Origin of the sequence: Pseudomonas sp. GD04158, assembly GCF_029834875.1 — a bacterium.
In the GTDB taxonomy this organism is placed as follows: Bacteria; Pseudomonadota; Gammaproteobacteria; order Pseudomonadales; family Pseudomonadaceae; genus Aquipseudomonas; species Aquipseudomonas hydrolytica.
Genome location: NZ_JAODYT010000009.1, coordinates 82509 through 97345 on the forward strand (window position 1 = coordinate 82509; position 14837 = coordinate 97345).

Annotated in this window: 15 protein-coding genes; 9 read left to right on the top strand and 6 right to left on the bottom strand. The window is 66.6% G+C overall.

Translation table 11 applies throughout. The annotated features are described in order from the left end of the window. Positions 1 to 12: 12 nt before the first annotated feature. From N7333_RS06115 to argH, 5 genes are all read right to left on the bottom strand, one after another. Positions 13 to 2871 (bottom strand): class I adenylate cyclase, encoded by a 2859-nt coding sequence (locus N7333_RS06115; RefSeq protein ID WP_011920564.1) that lies wholly within the window; start codon positions 2869 to 2871, stop codon positions 13 to 15. Positions 2872 to 2991: 120 nt separating this feature from the next. Next, positions 2992 to 3246: a TIGR02647 family protein gene (locus N7333_RS06120; RefSeq protein ID WP_003242392.1), complete on the bottom strand. Its 255-nt coding sequence runs from the start codon at positions 3244 to 3246 to the stop codon at positions 2992 to 2994. Positions 3247 to 3320: 74 nt separating this feature from the next. Continuing rightward, positions 3321 to 3608: a hypothetical protein gene (locus N7333_RS06125; protein ID WP_003242393.1), complete on the bottom strand. Its 288-nt coding sequence runs from the start codon at positions 3606 to 3608 to the stop codon at positions 3321 to 3323. Between the two features lie 22 nt (positions 3609 to 3630). After that, a complete protein-coding gene (locus N7333_RS06130) occupies positions 3631 to 4089 on the bottom strand; it encodes a sn-glycerol-3-phosphate transporter (RefSeq protein ID WP_129482015.1) in 459 nt (152 codons plus the stop codon). Between the two features lie 53 nt (positions 4090 to 4142). Then, on the bottom strand, positions 4143 to 5537 hold the full coding sequence (argH, locus tag N7333_RS06135; RefSeq protein WP_129482014.1) for an argininosuccinate lyase: 1395 nt from the start codon (positions 5535 to 5537) through the stop codon (positions 4143 to 4145). Between the two features lie 232 nt (positions 5538 to 5769). Here argH and N7333_RS06140 point away from each other — a divergent pair, with 232 nt between their 5' ends. The 8 genes from N7333_RS06140 to rsd all read left to right on the top strand — a co-directional run bounded on the left by N7333_RS06140 (position 5770) and on the right by rsd (position 13202). Then, positions 5770 to 6852, top strand: a complete 1083-nt coding sequence (locus N7333_RS06140) for a sensor histidine kinase (RefSeq protein WP_011920567.1) — start codon at positions 5770 to 5772, stop codon at positions 6850 to 6852. Continuing rightward, positions 6849 to 7595 carry a LytTR family DNA-binding domain-containing protein gene (locus N7333_RS06145; protein WP_003242397.1) on the top strand — a complete coding sequence of 249 codons (747 nt, stop codon included), beginning with the start codon at positions 6849 to 6851 and terminating at the stop codon, positions 7593 to 7595. The genes N7333_RS06140 and N7333_RS06145 overlap by 4 nt, the downstream gene beginning before the upstream one ends. An 81-nt stretch (positions 7596 to 7676) precedes the next feature. Further along, positions 7677 to 8618: a hydroxymethylbilane synthase gene (gene hemC / locus N7333_RS06150; protein WP_254300240.1), complete on the top strand. Its 942-nt coding sequence runs from the start codon at positions 7677 to 7679 to the stop codon at positions 8616 to 8618. Beyond that, positions 8615 to 9388, top strand: coding sequence for a uroporphyrinogen-III synthase (locus N7333_RS06155; RefSeq protein WP_279858580.1), 774 nt, complete (start codon positions 8615 to 8617; stop codon positions 9386 to 9388). The genes hemC and N7333_RS06155 overlap by 4 nt, the downstream gene beginning before the upstream one ends. 12 nt (positions 9389 to 9400) lie before the next feature. After that, on the top strand, positions 9401 to 10531 hold the full coding sequence (locus N7333_RS06160; RefSeq protein ID WP_254298901.1) for a uroporphyrinogen-III C-methyltransferase: 1131 nt from the start codon (positions 9401 to 9403) through the stop codon (positions 10529 to 10531). After that, positions 10528 to 11775 carry a heme biosynthesis HemY N-terminal domain-containing protein gene (locus tag N7333_RS06165; RefSeq protein WP_254298903.1) on the top strand — a complete coding sequence of 416 codons (1248 nt, stop codon included), beginning with the start codon at positions 10528 to 10530 and terminating at the stop codon, positions 11773 to 11775. Before N7333_RS06160 ends, N7333_RS06165 begins: the two co-directional genes overlap by 4 nt. 152 nt (positions 11776 to 11927) lie before the next feature. Further along, positions 11928 to 12419, top strand: coding sequence for a disulfide bond formation protein B (locus N7333_RS06170; RefSeq protein ID WP_003242404.1), 492 nt, complete (start codon positions 11928 to 11930; stop codon positions 12417 to 12419). Positions 12420 to 12728: 309 nt separating this feature from the next. Beyond that, positions 12729 to 13202, top strand: a complete 474-nt coding sequence (gene rsd, locus N7333_RS06175; RefSeq protein ID WP_129482009.1) for a sigma D regulator — start codon at positions 12729 to 12731, stop codon at positions 13200 to 13202. A 57-nt stretch (positions 13203 to 13259) separates the two neighbouring features. On the opposite strand, the gene N7333_RS06180 is transcribed toward rsd, so the two are convergent. Continuing rightward, positions 13260 to 13907 (bottom strand): FKBP-type peptidyl-prolyl cis-trans isomerase, encoded by a 648-nt coding sequence (locus tag N7333_RS06180; protein WP_129482008.1) that lies wholly within the window; start codon positions 13905 to 13907, stop codon positions 13260 to 13262. Positions 13908 to 14043: 136 nt separating this feature from the next. Between N7333_RS06180 and N7333_RS06185 the strand changes: the two genes are divergently transcribed. Then, a partial coding sequence (locus N7333_RS06185; RefSeq protein ID WP_279858581.1) for an AlgP family protein occupies positions 14044 to 14837 on the top strand: 794 nt, incomplete at its 3' end.

A 14837-nucleotide genomic window follows, 5' to 3' on the forward strand; every position in this document is an offset into this window, starting at 1 on the left:
GGGTGACGTCGGCTAGGCCTGCTGCAGCGCCGCATTGAGGGCATCTTCCAGTTCGCTCTTGTAGCGCAGGTAGTGCACGGTCTGCGCCTGTTGCCCGGCGAGCACGGCAGAGAGATCGAGGTCGGTGATGTAGCAGGGGTAGCGTTCGCCGCCGGCGCGCTGGGCCAGGATGTGCTGGGCCACGGCGCGATACAGCTCGCGCCCGTACTCCAGCTCGGAGAACTCGCGGTGGTTGCAGTACAGGGTGACATGGCGCTGGCGTCCGTCGCCCGGCTCGATGATGGCCTGCACGTCGTAGAACGGATGGCTGACCTGCGCCTGCGGTGCCGGCCTGCGCTCCAGGCGCTGGGCGCGCAGCGGCGCGGCTGGCAGCAACTGGTAGTAGAGAATTTCCAGCGGCGCCTGGTTGTCGCTGCTGTCGAGCGGCAGCATGGCGTTGCGTCGGTACTGCAGCGATTGCAGGAAGCGTTGCAGCGGCGTCAGCAGGCTCTGTTCGTCGCGAAACGGCAGGCGGCGGCGCCACAGGGCATTGTTCTCGTCGAGCAGGGTCAGCTCGGCTTCGCCGCTGGTCTCGTGCTGGCGGTAGAACAGCTGGATGCACTGCGGCCGCCCCATGGGCAGGATCAGCGCCAGATCGTCGCCCTCCAGCGCATGGCGATCCAGGTGCAGCGGGCTGTAGAGCTCCTGCTCGGCCCCCAGGTGTTCGAGCAGGGCCGGCAGGTCGCCTAGGGCGGCATGGCTGACCTGGCCCGGCGTCAGCTGCAGCACGTGGTAATGCTGGCGCACCTGCACCAGGTAGCGCGCCTGGCGGCCTTCGGCATAGGTGGCGAGCAGGTCGCGCAGCAGTTCCTCGACCCGCTCGGCGATGGCGGGCGCACGGTTGCGGCAGTAGCAGCGCACCTGAACGCCCGGCTGCGGGCCACCTGGCGGCAGACTGTTGAGCAGATCGCACAGGCAGTCGAGCAGGGCATCGCTGCCGTCGTAGCGGCTGACCTGCAATTCGTTCCAGCTGTTGAGCACCACCTGATCCAGGGTCAGCACCAGGTTCTCGCGCACGCCCGAATAGCCCAGGGCATCGGTGCGTCCGGTGGTCATGTGCACATTCATCTGGCTGTGCTGCGGCAGCGGGTCGACGCCGACGTTGACCAGCAACAATACCTGGCTGGGAACGCTGGCGCGCAAAAGAGCCGCCTCCTCGACGCCGGGTTGCGGCAGGGGAAAGCTGTGCTGCAGGCTGGTAATCAGGTTGGACAGCTCGAAGTCGGTCAGATCGCTGCTGCCCGGGTGCAGCGACAGCCGGGTGGCGGCGTCGATGACCCCGTTGCGGTGGCACCAGGCGAGCAGCTCGACCAGTTCGCGCGTGCGTTTGAGCGGTGCGAAATCGGGCCACTCCTGGGCGCCCAGGCTGCCGGTGAACAGCGCCCACTGATAATCGTTGGGCGCTTCCGGGCTGGGGTGCTGGACGAGCGTCAGGATGTCCTCGGCCAGATCGGGGGCGATGCCCGGGTTGATGAATTCGACCTTACCGGCCTTGCGCTCGAAGGCGGCATACAGGCGTCGACCCAGCACATTGAGATCGCGGTTGTTCAGCGAACTGCCAGCCTGGGCGCTACGGGCGAACTGGGAGAGAAAGCGATAGCTGTAGGTCAGCTCGTTGACCAGCACGCGACGCTCGGCGGCGACCTGGCGCACCTTCCACTGGCTGCGACTGTCGAGCAGGTTGAGCTGGCGCGTGTTCCAGCCCCACTCGGCGGTCAGGCGCTCGAGCAGCAGGCGCTGCCAGCTCTTGGCGCGGCCGCGAGTCGGCGGCCGGCTGATCTTCTTGTTCACCTTCAAATACAGGCAGCGACGTACCAGCTCCAGGCGCTCGAGGTCGCCGCGGGCGCTCAGATATTCTTCGAGGCGTCGGTAGACCACGACGTACGGGTCCAGCTCGTCGAGGTCGAGACGGCCTTCGAACACCGCCTGCTTGAAGCGCAGCGACAGGCACTCGACCCTGGGGTGCTCGCTGGCGTACACCTCGGTGAGCAGCAGCTTGAGCACCGACTTGTAGGGCGACTCGATGCCCTTGTACAGCTGCCACATGCCGGCGCCGATGAACTCATCGGGGGGGATGTGCGCCAGGTGGCCCAGGTCGAGCACGTCCTCGGCGCGCACGAAGCGCTTGCTCAGCAGGGTGCGGCAGTAATCGTGGTAGCGCGGTTCTTCGTATACCGGCACCAGCCACCACAGCGGCGTGCGGCCGCCGAGCCAGATGGCCGTGCGGTAGAACTCGTCGAGCAGCAGGTAGTGCTGGGTCGTGCCGCAGTCGTCCGAGGTCAGTTGCGCCTCGCGCGCGCCCTGGGTGAAGCGCTGCGGATCGACGAGAAAGACGTGCACCTCGGCGCCCTGGGTGGCGGCCCAGCTTTCCAGCAGGTCGCTCTTCTTGCGCAGCTCCTGCAGCTGCTGCGCGGTGAGGGTGGGGCTGTGGCACAGCCACAGGTCCATGTCGCTCTGCTCGGCCTGGGCCACGGTGCCCAGGCTGCCCATCAGGAACAGACCATGCAGCGGGGCGCTGCCCTGACCGCGGCGTGGCTTGTAGACGAAGGAGCGTGTCAGGCGCTGGACCTCGGCGAGCACCTCGTCATCCGGCTCGAAACCGCTCAGGCCGGCGGGTGTGGCGGCGGAGACGTAACCCGGCAGCAGCGGATGGTTGACGTGCAGCAGCAACGGCAACAGCTTGAGCACCAGCTGCTGGCGGCTGGAGAGGCCCAGCATGGTGCGCTGCAGGCGACCCTGGTTGATCTTGAGAAAACGCGCGCGCAGCTGCGTCAGCACCTTGCGGTCGATGCCGTCGTCGATGTCCGGGCGGATTTCCAGGGTGCGCGTCATGTTCGAACTCTGCTGGGGATGATGCAAGCCTATCAGCGGCGTGCTCGCCAGTGCAGTGCCTGTGACGCTATATCGCCCGCCGAACCTGTCCCTTTAAGGGCGGCCGACGGGCGTTGCGGATTAAGCAGGGGTGGTCTGGCGGGTCGAGAGGATGGTCAGCAGGGCTTGCGCATGTTCAGCGGCATCGATGCCCAGGCTGGTCAGGTAGCCGCCGTCGGCCTGGCTGACCAGGCCCTTCTCGTACAGGCGGGTGATGGCGCCCTGGGCCTTGAACGAGGCGTTGTTGTGCACCTTCAACCCTTCCTGATGGTTATCCAGATTGTACAGGGCGAGGATTTCCAGCTCGTCGATCAGTTCGGCAGTGAATGACTTCATGGCGACTCCGGCTTGTTGTTATGGCCTTCGCTCAGTGTAGAGGATGTGCCGGGGCTTGCCCGGCGAGCGGGCGCCTATTGATCGTCGCTCTGCTCCTCTGGCGGCAGTTCTGGCAGCGCGCGCAGGGCCTGCTCGTACCAGGCGCCATCGAAGGGACGGTCCTCGCGCAGCATGGCGTCGACCTCGTGAGCCAGCACCAGCGCCATCAGCTCGAGAATCTCCTCGCGCTCATAGCCGACCAGCGTCAGCTTGTTGTACACCGCCTTGGCGGCGGCAGGTTCGCCACTTTCCAGCTGATTCTCGATGGCCTGGATCAGCGTGGCTTCGGCGAAGTCTTCGTCGTTGTCGTCGTGTTCGCTCATGGCGGTTTTCCGTGTTGATGCGCTACAGGCGCAGGCCGACATTGACCATCAGCGCGGCATTGCCCAGCAGTACCAGTTCGGCGGCCAGGCCGTGGCCGTGCACGCCGAGCGAGGGAATGATGGCCGGCGCCACGCCGAGGCGATTGAGGGGAATCTTGTCGCGGTATTCGCCGCGGTATCCGTGCAGCAGCCCGCCGGTCAGCTTGGCGTAGAAGGGATGGCGTTCGCTGTCGAAGCGACGCCCCAGGTAGGCGTACTGCGAATTCTGGTCGAAGGAATTGCGGAAGACGGCGCCGCCCCACAGGTTGCCAGAGGCGTAGCCGCGCTCCAGGCCGATCAGGCGCTGATGGTTGTTGTGGTCCGGCTCGGGGTGGTAGTGGCGGGTGTAGACGCTGGTCTGCACCTGCCAGTAGTCGCCTTCGCTGGCGAGGGCCATCGGAACCGAGAGGGCCAGCAGCCCCAAAAACAACGCATGACGCATGTAGCCTCCTGGTCGATTGGCGGGGCGGCCGAATGCCGCCCCTGCCTGCGACCTCAGCGCGCGGCGAGAAGTTCGCGGCCGCGTGCCACCGCGGCGCGTACCTGGTTCGGTGCGGTGCCGCCGATATGGTCGCGGGCGCCGACCGAGCCTTCCAGGGTCAGTACGGCGAACACGTCGTCATCGATCTGGTCGCTGAACTGGCGCAGCTCGTCCAGGCTCATCTCGGCCAGGTCCTTGCCGCTCTGTACGCCGTACTTGACCGCATGGCCGACGATCTCGTGGCAGTCGCGGAACGGCAGGCCCTTGCGCACCAGGTAGTCGGCCAGGTCGGTGGCGGTGGAGAAGCCGCGCAGCGCCGCCTCGCGCATGATCTCGCGCTTGGGCTTGATCGCCGGGACCATGTCGGCAAAGGCGCGCAGGCTGTCGCGCAGGGTGTCGGCGGCGTCGAACAGCGGTTCCTTGTCTTCCTGGTTGTCCTTATTGTAGGCCAGCGGCTGGCCCTTCATCAGGGTCAGCAGGCCGGTCAGGGCGCCGAACACGCGGCCGGTTTTGCCGCGCACCAGCTCGGGCACGTCCGGGTTCTTCTTCTGCGGCATGATCGAGCTGCCGGTGCAGAAGCGATCGGGCAGGTCGATGAACTGGAACTGCGCGCTGGTCCACAGCACCAGCTCTTCGGAGAAGCGCGACAGGTGCATCATCGCCAGCGAGGCGGCGGCGCAGAATTCGATGGCGAAGTCGCGATCCGACACGCCGTCCAGGGAGTTGCCGCCCACGGCGTCGAAGCCCAGCAGTTCGGCGGTGATCTCGCGCTGGATCGGGTAGGTGGTGCCGGCCAGCGCGGCGCTGCCCAGGGGCATGCGGTTGGTGCGCTTGCGGCAGTCCACCAGGCGCTCGTAATCACGCGAGAGCATCTCGAACCAGGCCAGCAGGTGATGGCCGAAGGTCACCGGCTGGGCAGTCTGCAGATGGGTGAAGCCGGGCATGATGGTGTCCGCTTCGGCCTCGGCCAGACCCAGCAGGCCCTGCTGCAGGCGGGTGATCTCGGCGAGGATGACGTCGATCTCGTCGCGCAGCCACAGGCGGATGTCGGTGGCCACCTGGTCGTTGCGCGAGCGGCCGGTATGCAGCTTCTTGCCGGTGACGCCGATGCGGTCGGTCAGGCGTGCCTCGATGTTCATGTGCACGTCTTCCAGGTCCACGCGCCAGTCGAACTGGCCGGCTTCGATCTCGCCCTGGATCTGCTTGAGGCCGCCTTCGATGGCGTCGCGCTCGGCATCGGTGAGCACGCCGACCTTGGCCAGCATGCTGGCGTGGGCGATGGAGCCCATGATGTCGTGGCGATACAGGCGCTTGTCGAATTCGACCGAGGCGGTGAAGCGGGCGACGAAGGCGTCGACGGGCTCGCTGAAGCGGCCGCCCCAGGATTGGTTGGTTTTTTCGCTGCTCATGGTTCGGGCTCTGGATCGGGCAGACCGCATCGGCGGCCGGCATGGCGGACAAAGTGCGTCGATAATAACAGGGTCGGCGCTCCTTTCGCCGCGCCGCGTTTGCCGCCGGGCAGGCATCGGGGTTGTCGGCTGCTTCACAGTTTTGTCGCGACGGCGGCATTTCGGTGCTTTATTTTGCCCGGCTGGAGCCGTCTGGCTTGCCGGCTTGCCGGGCGACACGGAAACTTCGCCGATGCACACTCAATCGCTTGCCAAGAACAAACACAACGACCCTGCCGACGAGTTCTTCGTCCCGGAACTGTGCCAGCCCGAAGCGCTGCTGAGCATGGTGCTGCTGGCCGAACTGCTGGTGCTGGTGCTGGTGCTCGCCCAACCGATGACGCCGGGCTTCGACTGGGTGCGTCTGGCCCTGACCTCGCTGTTCGTGCAGTGGATCGTGCTGCTGTCGGCGGCCGTGCTGTGCCGCCTGCGCCCGCTGCTGGCGCGCCTGCGCCCGGCAATCGCCGGAGGGCTGTGCTGCGCCCTGGTGGTGCTGCTGACCCTGGGCTGCACGGCCGTGGCGGACTACTACGACCTGGGCGGACCGTTGCCGCGCAGTGGCGAGGTCAATCTCTACCTGCGTCACGCGCTGATCGGCCTGATCATGTCCGCACTGCTGCTACGCTATTTCTATCTGCAGAGCCAATGGCGCAGGCAGGAACAGGCCGAATTGCGCGCGCGCATCGAATCGCTGCAGGCGCGCATCCGTCCGCATTTCCTGTTCAACAGCCTCAACAGCATCGCCAGCCTGGTCACGCTCGATCCGCACAAGGCCGAGCAGGCGGTGCTGGATCTGTCCGATCTGTTTCGCGCCAGTCTGGCCAAGCCCGGCACGCTGGTGCCCTGGAAGGAGGAACTGGAGCTGGCGAAACGATATCTATCGATTGAGCACTATCGGCTCGGCGAGCGTCTACAGTTGCAATGGGAGGTCGAAGGTGTGCCGGAGGATCTGCCGATCCCCCAATTGACCCTCCAGCCGCTGTTGGAGAATGCGCTGATCTACGGCATCCAGCCACGCATCGAAGGTGGCCTGGTGCGAGTCGAAGCGGATTACCAAAATGGTGTGTTCAGCTTGTGTGTCAGCAATCCGTATGAAGAGCGGGGCGAGCAGCATCCGTCACGGGGAACGCAACAAGCGCTGAGCAATATAGATGCGCGTCTGGCGGCACTTTTCGGGCCGCGCGCGAGTCTCAGCGTGGAGCGCCGTGACGGCCGTCATTACAGCTGTCTACGCTATCCTTGTGCGAGACTCACGCAGGAAGCCAGAGCAATATGAATGTCCTGATCGTCGATGACGAACCCCTAGCCCGCGAGCGCCTGAGCCGCATGGTCGGTGAGCTCGAGGGTTACCGGGTCCTGGAGCCCGCCGCCAGCAATGGCGAGGAAGCTCTGACCCTGATCGATAGCCTCAAGCCGGATGTGGTCCTGCTGGATATCCGCATGCCCGGTCTGGATGGTCTGCAGGTCGCTGCCAGACTCTGCGAGCGCGAAGCACCGCCGGCGGTGATCTTCTGCACGGCTCACGATGAATTCGCCCTGGAGGCTTTCCAGGTCAGCGCGGTCGGCTATCTGGTCAAGCCGGTGCGGGCGGAGAATCTCAGCGAGGCGCTGAAGAAGGCCGAGCGGCCCAACCGCGTGCAGCTGGCGGCATTGACCCGCCCGGCGGCGGAAAGTGGCGGCGGCCCGCGGACCCACATCAGCGCCCGCACGCGCAAGGGCATCGAGCTGGTCCCGCTGGATCACGTGGTCTACTTCATCGCCGATCACAAGTACGTGACGTTGCGCCACGAGGGCGGCGAAGTGCTGCTCGACGAGCCGCTCAAGGCGCTGGAGGACGAGTTCGGCGACCGCTTCGTACGCATCCACCGCAATGCACTGGTTGCCCGTGAGCGCATCGAGCGCCTGCAGCGTACGCCGCTGGGGCATTTCCAGCTGTTCCTGAAAGGCCTGGACGGCGACTCGCTGGTGGTCAGCCGGCGCCATGTGGCCGGCGTGCGCAAGCTGATGCAGTCGCTGTAGCTGCGGCCTATGGCCGCCTCCCGCCACTGGCGCCTGGCGAGCCTGTTATGATTCGCGGCAATCGTTTTCTGGAATTGCCCCATCATGCCCCGCGAAATCCGCATCGCCACCCGTAAGAGCGCCCTGGCCCTGTGGCAGGCCGAATATGTCAAAGCCCGCCTCGAACAGGCCCACCCCGGTCTGCTGGTGAGTCTGGTGCCCATGGTCAGTCGCGGCGACAAGCTGCTCGATGCACCGCTGGCGAAGATCGGCGGCAAGGGCCTGTTCGTCAAGGAACTGGAAACCGCGCTGCTGGAGAACGAGGCCGACATCGCCGTGCATTCGATGAAGGACGTGCCGATGGACTTTCCCGAAGGCCTGGGCCTGTACTGCATCTGCGAGCGCGAGGACCCGCGCGACGCCTTCGTTTCCAACACCTATGCCAGCCTCGACGCCTTGCCGGCCGGCAGCGTGGTGGGCACCTCCAGCCTGCGTCGCCAGGCCCAGCTGCTGGCCCGCCGGCCCGATCTGAAAATCCACTTCCTGCGCGGCAACGTCAACACCCGCCTGGCCAAGCTCGATGCCGGCGAGTACGACGCCATCATCCTTGCCGCCGCCGGTCTGATCCGCCTCGGCTTCCAGGACCGTATCCGCAGCTCGATCAGCGCCGAGGACAGCCTGCCGGCCGGTGGCCAGGGCGCCGTCGGCATCGAGTGCCGAAGCGCCGACGCCGAGATTCACGCGCTGCTGGCGCCGCTGCATCACCGCGAAACCGCGCTGCGGGTGACCGCCGAGCGTGCATTGAACAAGCGCCTCAATGGCGGCTGCCAGGTGCCCATCGCCTGCTACGCGCTGCTGGAGAACGATCAGCTGTGGCTGCGCGGCCTGGTCGGCCAACCCGACGGCGGCCTGTTGCTGCGCGCAGAAGATCGCGCCGCCAGCAGCGACGCCGAAGCCCTGGGGGTGCGGGTGGCCGAGGCGCTGCTGGCGCAGGGCGCCGAGGCCATTCTCAAGGCCGTCTATGGCGAGGCCGGCCACCCTTGAGCACCTGGCGCCTGTTGCTGACGCGTCCTGCCGAGGACTGTGCGGCGCTGGCGCAAACGCTGGCAGAACACGGCATCGCCGGCAGCTGCATGCCCTTGCTGGGTATCGAACCGCTGCCCGAGACGGCCGAGCAGCGCATCGCCTTCGCCGAACTGCAACGCTACTGCGCGGTGATCGTGGTCAGCAAACCTGCTGCGCGCCTCGGCCTGGCGCTGCTGGTTGGTCACCGCGCCGAGCCGCTGACCGGTCAGCCCTGGTTCGCCGTCGGGGCCGCCACGGCAGCGCTGCTCACCGAGCATGGCCTGCCTGTCCACTACCCCGAGCGCGGCGACGACAGCGAAGCCCTGCTTGCGCTGCCGGCCCTGCAGAGCGCCCTGGCCGCCGAGTCCGCGCCGCAGGTGCTGATCCTGCGCGGCGAGGGTGGCCGAGAATTCCTCGGCCAATGCTTGCGCGGCCAAGGTGCGAGCGTCGACTATCTGCCACTGTATCGCCGCGTGCTGCCGTCATACCCGGCGGGCGAACTGAGCCGGCGCGTGCAGGCGGAACGCCTGAACGGCCTGGTGGTCAGCAGTGGACAGGGTTTCGAGCATCTGCTGCAGCTCGCTGGCGATGACTGGCCGGCGTTGGCTCGGCTACCCTTGTTCGTACCCAGCCCGCGTGTCGCCGAACAGGCACGCGCTGCGGGTGCGCAGATCGTTGTGGACTGTCGCGGCGCCAGTGCCGCGGCCTTGCTGGCAGCCCTGGAGCAGTTTCCGGCTGCCGCCCTCTAAAAGGACGGATACGTGAGCGAAGCAGCCACCCCGCAAACGCCAGAAGAAAAACCGGCCAGCGAGGCCGTGAACACCACCCCGACCCCGCCCGTGAAGCCAGCGCGCAATGGCGCCGCGACCGGGCTTGCCGCGTTCGCTCTGCTGATCGGCCTGGCCGGCGCTGGTGCCGGCGGCTGGAGCCTCTGGCAATTGCAGCAGATGCAGAGCAGGGATCAGCAGCAGACCGAGGCCCTGCAGCGCACGCGCGACGACAGCGCGAAACAGCTTCAGGGACTGGCCCGGCAGCTCGATGCGCGGCTCGCCGAGCTGCCCAGTGCCTCCGAACTGAACGAACGGCGCCGCCTGCTGGCCAACCTGCAGTCCGATCAGCAGCGCCTCAGCCAGCGCCTGGAGTCGGTGCTCGACGGCAGCCGCCAGGACTGGCGCCTGGACGAGGCCGAGCACCTGTTGCGCCTGGCCAGCCTGCGTCTGTCCGCCCTGCAGGACGTCGCCAGCGCCGAGGCCCTGGTGCTGACGGCCGACGACATCCTGCGCGAGCAGGACGACCCCGCTGCATTCGCCGCCCGTGAGCAGCTCAGCCGCAGCCTGGAAGCGCTGCGCACCACGCAGCGCCCGGACCGCGTCGGTCTGTTCCTGCAACTGGGCGCGCTGCGCGAGCAGGCCGCCACGCTCAATCCGCTGGCGCCGACCTTCGAAGGCCAGGGTGACGTGCTCTCCGACCTGGCTGCCGAGGGCGATGGCAGCGCCTGGTGGGGCGAATGGGTGAAGAAACTGTCGGAATACTTCCGCATCGAGTTCGACGCTGACCGCAACGTGCGGCCGCTGCTGTCCGGGCAGAGCCTGTCGCAGGTGCGGCTGAGCCTGTCGCTGGCGCTGGAGCAGGCGCAGTGGGCCGCCCTGCACGGCCAGACCGGCGTGTACCGGCAGGCGCTGAAGCAGGCCGAGGAGATCCTCGATGCCCACTTCAATCTGGACAACCCGGACAGCCGTGCCCTGCGCCAGCGCTTCGCCGAACTGGCGGACGCCACCGTCGAGGTCAAGGTGCCGGATCTGAGCGATTCGCTCGACGCGCTGCAGGCCTACCTGCACCGCAAGCAGGCGCAGCGCCGGCAGGGGGCCGCCGCGGCCGAGGAGGCGCAATGAGACGCCTGCTCTGGCTTCTGGTACTGCTGGCCGTCGCAGCCGGCCTCTACCTGCTCCATCTGGCCATGGAGGCGGATCACGGCTACGTGCTGTTCGCCTACCAGGGGTTTCGTTACCAGTCCGGCCTGTGGGCATTCCTCGGTTTGGTCCTGGCCGTGGTGGTGCTCTACTACCTGATCAAGTGGACATTGCGCCTGCTGCTCAGCTCGACTCGCCTGGCCAACCCCTGGTCGCGGCTGCATCGCAATCGTCGCGTGCGTCTGGCCTCCGAACAGGGCCTGCTGGATCTCGCCGAGGGCCGCTGGGCACGTGCCCAGCGCCAGCTGACCCGCGCCGCCGAGGCCGACAGCCAGCCGCTGATGTATTACCTGGGCGCCGCGCGCGCGGCGAACAAGCTGGGGCAGCACGAACAGAGCGATGAGTTGCTCGAGCGAGCCCTGCACAAGCAGCCGCAGGCCGAGCTGGCCATCGCGCTCACCCATGCCGAACTGCAGCGCAGCCGCGGCGACAACGAGGCCGCGCTGGAAACCCTGCAGGCGATGCGTCAGCGCCACCCGGGGCATCACCTGGTGCTGCGTCAGCTGCAGCGCCTGTACCTGCAGCGCCAGGACTGGTCGGCTCTGCTGGGTCTGTTGCCCGAGCTGCGCAAGGAGAAGGCGCTGCCGGCGGCCGAACTCGACGAGCTGGAGCGCGAAACCTGGCGCGGCCGTCTCGCCGATGCCGGCCTTGCCGGTCAGGGCCAGGGCGAAACGGCGCTGCAGCCGCTGACCCAGGCCTGGCAGCAGCTCTCCGCGCCCCTGCGTCAGGAGCCGGAATTGGTCGCCACCTATGTCGAGCAACTGCGTCGTCTGGGAGCCCAGGAAGAAGCCGAGGAGGTGCTGCGCAGCACCCTCAAGCGCAGCTACGACAGCCGCCTCGCGCGGTTCTACGGTGTGCTGCGCGGCGCCGACCCGGCGCGTCAGCTGCAGACCGCCGAGCTCTGGCTCAAGCAGCATCCGCAGGACCCGGCCCTGCTCCTGACCCTGGGGCGGCTCTGCCTGCAGAACCAGCTGTGGGGCAAGGCGCGCGACTATTTCGAAACCAGTCTCAAGCTCGAACGCCATCCCGAGACCTGTGCCGAGCTGGCGCGTCTGCTGGCCCAGCTGGGTGAGCTGGAGCGCAGCAATCAGCTGTTGCTGGAAAGCCTCGGCCTGCTGCATCAGGGCCTGCCACCCTTGCCGCAACCGCAGGGCGCGAGCGCCTGAAGGGTTGCGGCCGATTGCCGCAGCGGGCGGCGCCAGCAGACGGAGGGCGGCTGCGGCCGGATGAACAGCCATGGACCCAGCCTGGGGCGCCTTGAAAGGCGCCCTCGCTTTCCTCTACCGTTACGACCCTCGATTTCCCTCCCGGAGCCGTCATGCATCTGGCCAGTCCGCGTCCCCTGTTCTTCCTGGCATTTATCGGCTGCGTGCTGCTGATGGCGGCTGCCCTGTACCTTGAGCACGTCGTCGGCCTCGAGCCTTGCCCGATGTGCGTGCTGCAGCGCATCTGTGTGATCGCCTTCGGCGTCGTCTGCCTGCTGGCCGCCATTCATGGCCCCGCTCGCCTTGGCCGGCGCATCTATGCGCTGCTGGCGCTGCTGTTCGCCGGCGCCGGTGCCGCCACTGCCGGTCGGCAGATCTGGTTGCAGAGCGTGCCGGCCGACCAGCTCGAGGCCTGCCTGCCAAGCCTGGAATTCATGATGCAGGCCCTGCCGATGCAGGACATCGTGCGTCTGGTGTTCCAGGGCAGCGCCGACTGTGCCGAGGTGAAGTGGACGCTGTTCGGTATGAGCATCCCGGAATGGAGCCTGCTCGGCTTCATCGGCATGATCGGTTTCTGCCTGTTTCAGCTGCTGCGCCGCGACTGATCAGGCGCAACGCCTGGAGCCGCGGGCCTCGCGGCCTGTCGATTAAACGCTCGTATGAAATTTCTCGCGGCGGTGCCTTGATGGCCGTTGCCCAGGGGCATAATCTGGCTCGCACGCACCGCCGGAAAAACGCCGTTTTGCGGTTGCCTTCCCAAAACCGAGCACCGGTTGACAGAAAATCGTCGAGATAGATTTTTATCGTCGCGCAGCGACGGCCCAGAGGGTGGCCGCCAAGGGGCTGCAGGCCATAAAAACGTCTCGGGAGCGGACGTACGACAGGCATTAGCAAGAAGGGAAGTGAGGTCCATCATGCTTGAGAGTTGCCAGAACGCACAGGAACGTTGGGGTGGGGTCCATCAGTTGATCGACCGCTGGCTGGGGGAGCGTCGCGAGCTTGTGCTGGCCTATACGGCGCTCAGCAAAGCACCGCAGGCGCCTGCCATCAACGGCGAAGCCCTGCAGGGCTTCTGCGAAATCCTCGTGGATTACGTATCGGCCGGTCACTTCGAGGTCTACGAGCAGCTCACCAGCGAGGCCAAGGCATTCAACGACAAGCGCGGTCTGGAATTGGCCAAGCAGATCTACCCGCGCATCGAAGCCATCACCGAGGTGGCGCTGGCTTTCAATGACCGCTGCGACAACGGCGACTGCCGTGACAGCGTGTCGTTGGTGGCGGAGCTGAACCGTCTGGGGCAGCTGCTGCACGAGCGTTTCGAACTGGAAGACTGCCTGATCGAGGTGTTGCACAACGCCCATCAGGAGCAGGCCGCCGAAGCCCTCTGACGGCCTGACGCACACGAGCCCGGATGACTCCGGGCCTTGTCTGTCTTGGATCGACGTTCAGTCGGTCACGTCCAGCAGGCGTAGATCGAACACCAGGGGCGCATGGGGCGGTATCAGATCTCCCGCGCCTTCTTCTCCGTAAGCCTGATTCGATGGAATCACCAGGCGCCAGTGGGCGCCTTTCGGCATCTGCAGCAGCGCACTGCGCCAGCCCGCGATCAGACTGTCCAGACGAAACCACTGTGGCGTACTGCTCTCGTCGAAGACACTGCCGTCGGCCAGCTCGCCGCGATAACTCACCTGCACTCGGCTGCGGGCGGTGGGCCTGGGGCCACTGCCAGGGCTGAGCTCGGTCACCAGCACGCCATTGCCCAGCTCCCGCACGTTGGGGCGACGACTTTCCCCGGCGAGAAAGCGCTGCTCGGATTCGATGGCCTTGTCATGACGTTGAGGCGAGGCGTCGATACGGGCTTCGTGTTCATCGAGCAGCTGCTCGATGCGCGCGGCATCGAGCCGCAGAGGCTTGCCCTCGTAAGCCTGGCGCAAGCCTTCGAGCAGTTCGCCCAGCGGCAGGTCGGGTACCTCTTCATGCAGGCGCTCGCCAAGGCGTACGCCGAGGCTGTAGGCCAGATCCTGCTGGTGCTGGTCGGCCTGCGCGCTCAGGCTGCAGCAGATAGCAAGGGCGGCTAGTACGGCGCGGCTCATGACGATGTCTCCCGGTGAATATGCCGGCGATTATGCCAGGCGGGCAGTGCCCGCGCTCTGCTTGCCAAAAGGCCTATGGCGAGCCTTCTCGCCTGCGTCTAGTATGGGCGCATCCACATCCGCCTGGAGGCGCGCCATGTCGGCCAAGAAGAAGACCATCAGTACCCCCCTGCATCTGCTGCACCAACTGTCTGCCAGCCTGCTCGAGCATCTGGAAAATGCCTGCTCGCAAGCGCTCGTCGATGCCGAGAAACTGCTCGCCAAGCTGGAAAAGCAACGCGGCAAGGCACAGGAAAAACTGCACAAGGCGCGCGGCAAGTTGCAAGACGCCGCCGTTGCCGGCAAGACCAAGGCGCAAGCCAAGGCCAAGGACGTGGTAGCCGAGCTGGAAGAGCTGCTCGATACCCTCAAGGCTCGCCAGAGCGAAACCCGCGGCTACATCGCCCAGCTCAAGCGTGACGCGCAGGAAAGCCTGAAGCTGGCGCAGGGCGTCGGCAAGGTGAAGGAAGCCGCTGCCAAGGCGCTCGATGGGCGCGAGGCCAAGGCCGCAGCTCCCGCAGCCAAACCGGCCAGCAAGCCGGCTGCCGCGAAGAAACCGGCTGCTGCCAAGGCGCCGGCGAAGAAGGCTCCTGCCAAACCGGCCGCCAAGCCCGCTGCGGCAAGCAAGCCTGCCGCCAAGCCGGCCGCTGGCAAACCTGTTGCGGCCAAGACTGCTGCAGCCAAGGCACCAGCCAAACCGGTAGCGCCGAAAGCGGCGGCTAAACCGGTGGCGCCCAAAGCGGCTGCCAAGCCGGCTGCGGCAAAGGCTCCAGCCAAGCCCGTGGCGAGCAAGCCTGCGGCCAAGCCATCCGCCGCCAAACCTGCAGCAGACAAACCCGCTGCCAAGTCGGCGCCTGCCAAACCGGCTGCCAAGCCCGCCAGCAAACCGGT

Coding starts and splice junctions, on each gene's coding strand:
- rsd (WP_129482009.1), top strand. CDS start 12,729: ATGCTTGAGAGTTGCCAGAACGCACAGGAACGTTGGGGTGGGGTCCAT.
- N7333_RS06115 (WP_011920564.1), bottom strand. CDS start 2,871: ATGACGCGCACCCTGGAAATCCGCCCGGACATCGACGACGGCATCGAC.
- N7333_RS06125 (WP_003242393.1), bottom strand. CDS start 3,608: ATGAGCGAACACGACGACAACGACGAAGACTTCGCCGAAGCCACGCTG.
- N7333_RS06120 (WP_003242392.1), bottom strand. CDS start 3,246: ATGAAGTCATTCACTGCCGAACTGATCGACGAGCTGGAAATCCTCGCC.
- N7333_RS06130 (WP_129482015.1), bottom strand. CDS start 4,089: ATGCGTCATGCGTTGTTTTTGGGGCTGCTGGCCCTCTCGGTTCCGATG.
- N7333_RS06180 (WP_129482008.1), bottom strand. CDS start 13,907: ATGAGCCGCGCCGTACTAGCCGCCCTTGCTATCTGCTGCAGCCTGAGC.
- N7333_RS06165 (WP_254298903.1), top strand. CDS start 10,528: ATGAGACGCCTGCTCTGGCTTCTGGTACTGCTGGCCGTCGCAGCCGGC.
- N7333_RS06140 (WP_011920567.1), top strand. CDS start 5,770: ATGCACACTCAATCGCTTGCCAAGAACAAACACAACGACCCTGCCGAC.
- N7333_RS06145 (WP_003242397.1), top strand. CDS start 6,849: ATGAATGTCCTGATCGTCGATGACGAACCCCTAGCCCGCGAGCGCCTG.
- argH (WP_129482014.1), bottom strand. CDS start 5,537: ATGAGCAGCGAAAAAACCAACCAATCCTGGGGCGGCCGCTTCAGCGAG.
- N7333_RS06170 (WP_003242404.1), top strand. CDS start 11,928: ATGCATCTGGCCAGTCCGCGTCCCCTGTTCTTCCTGGCATTTATCGGC.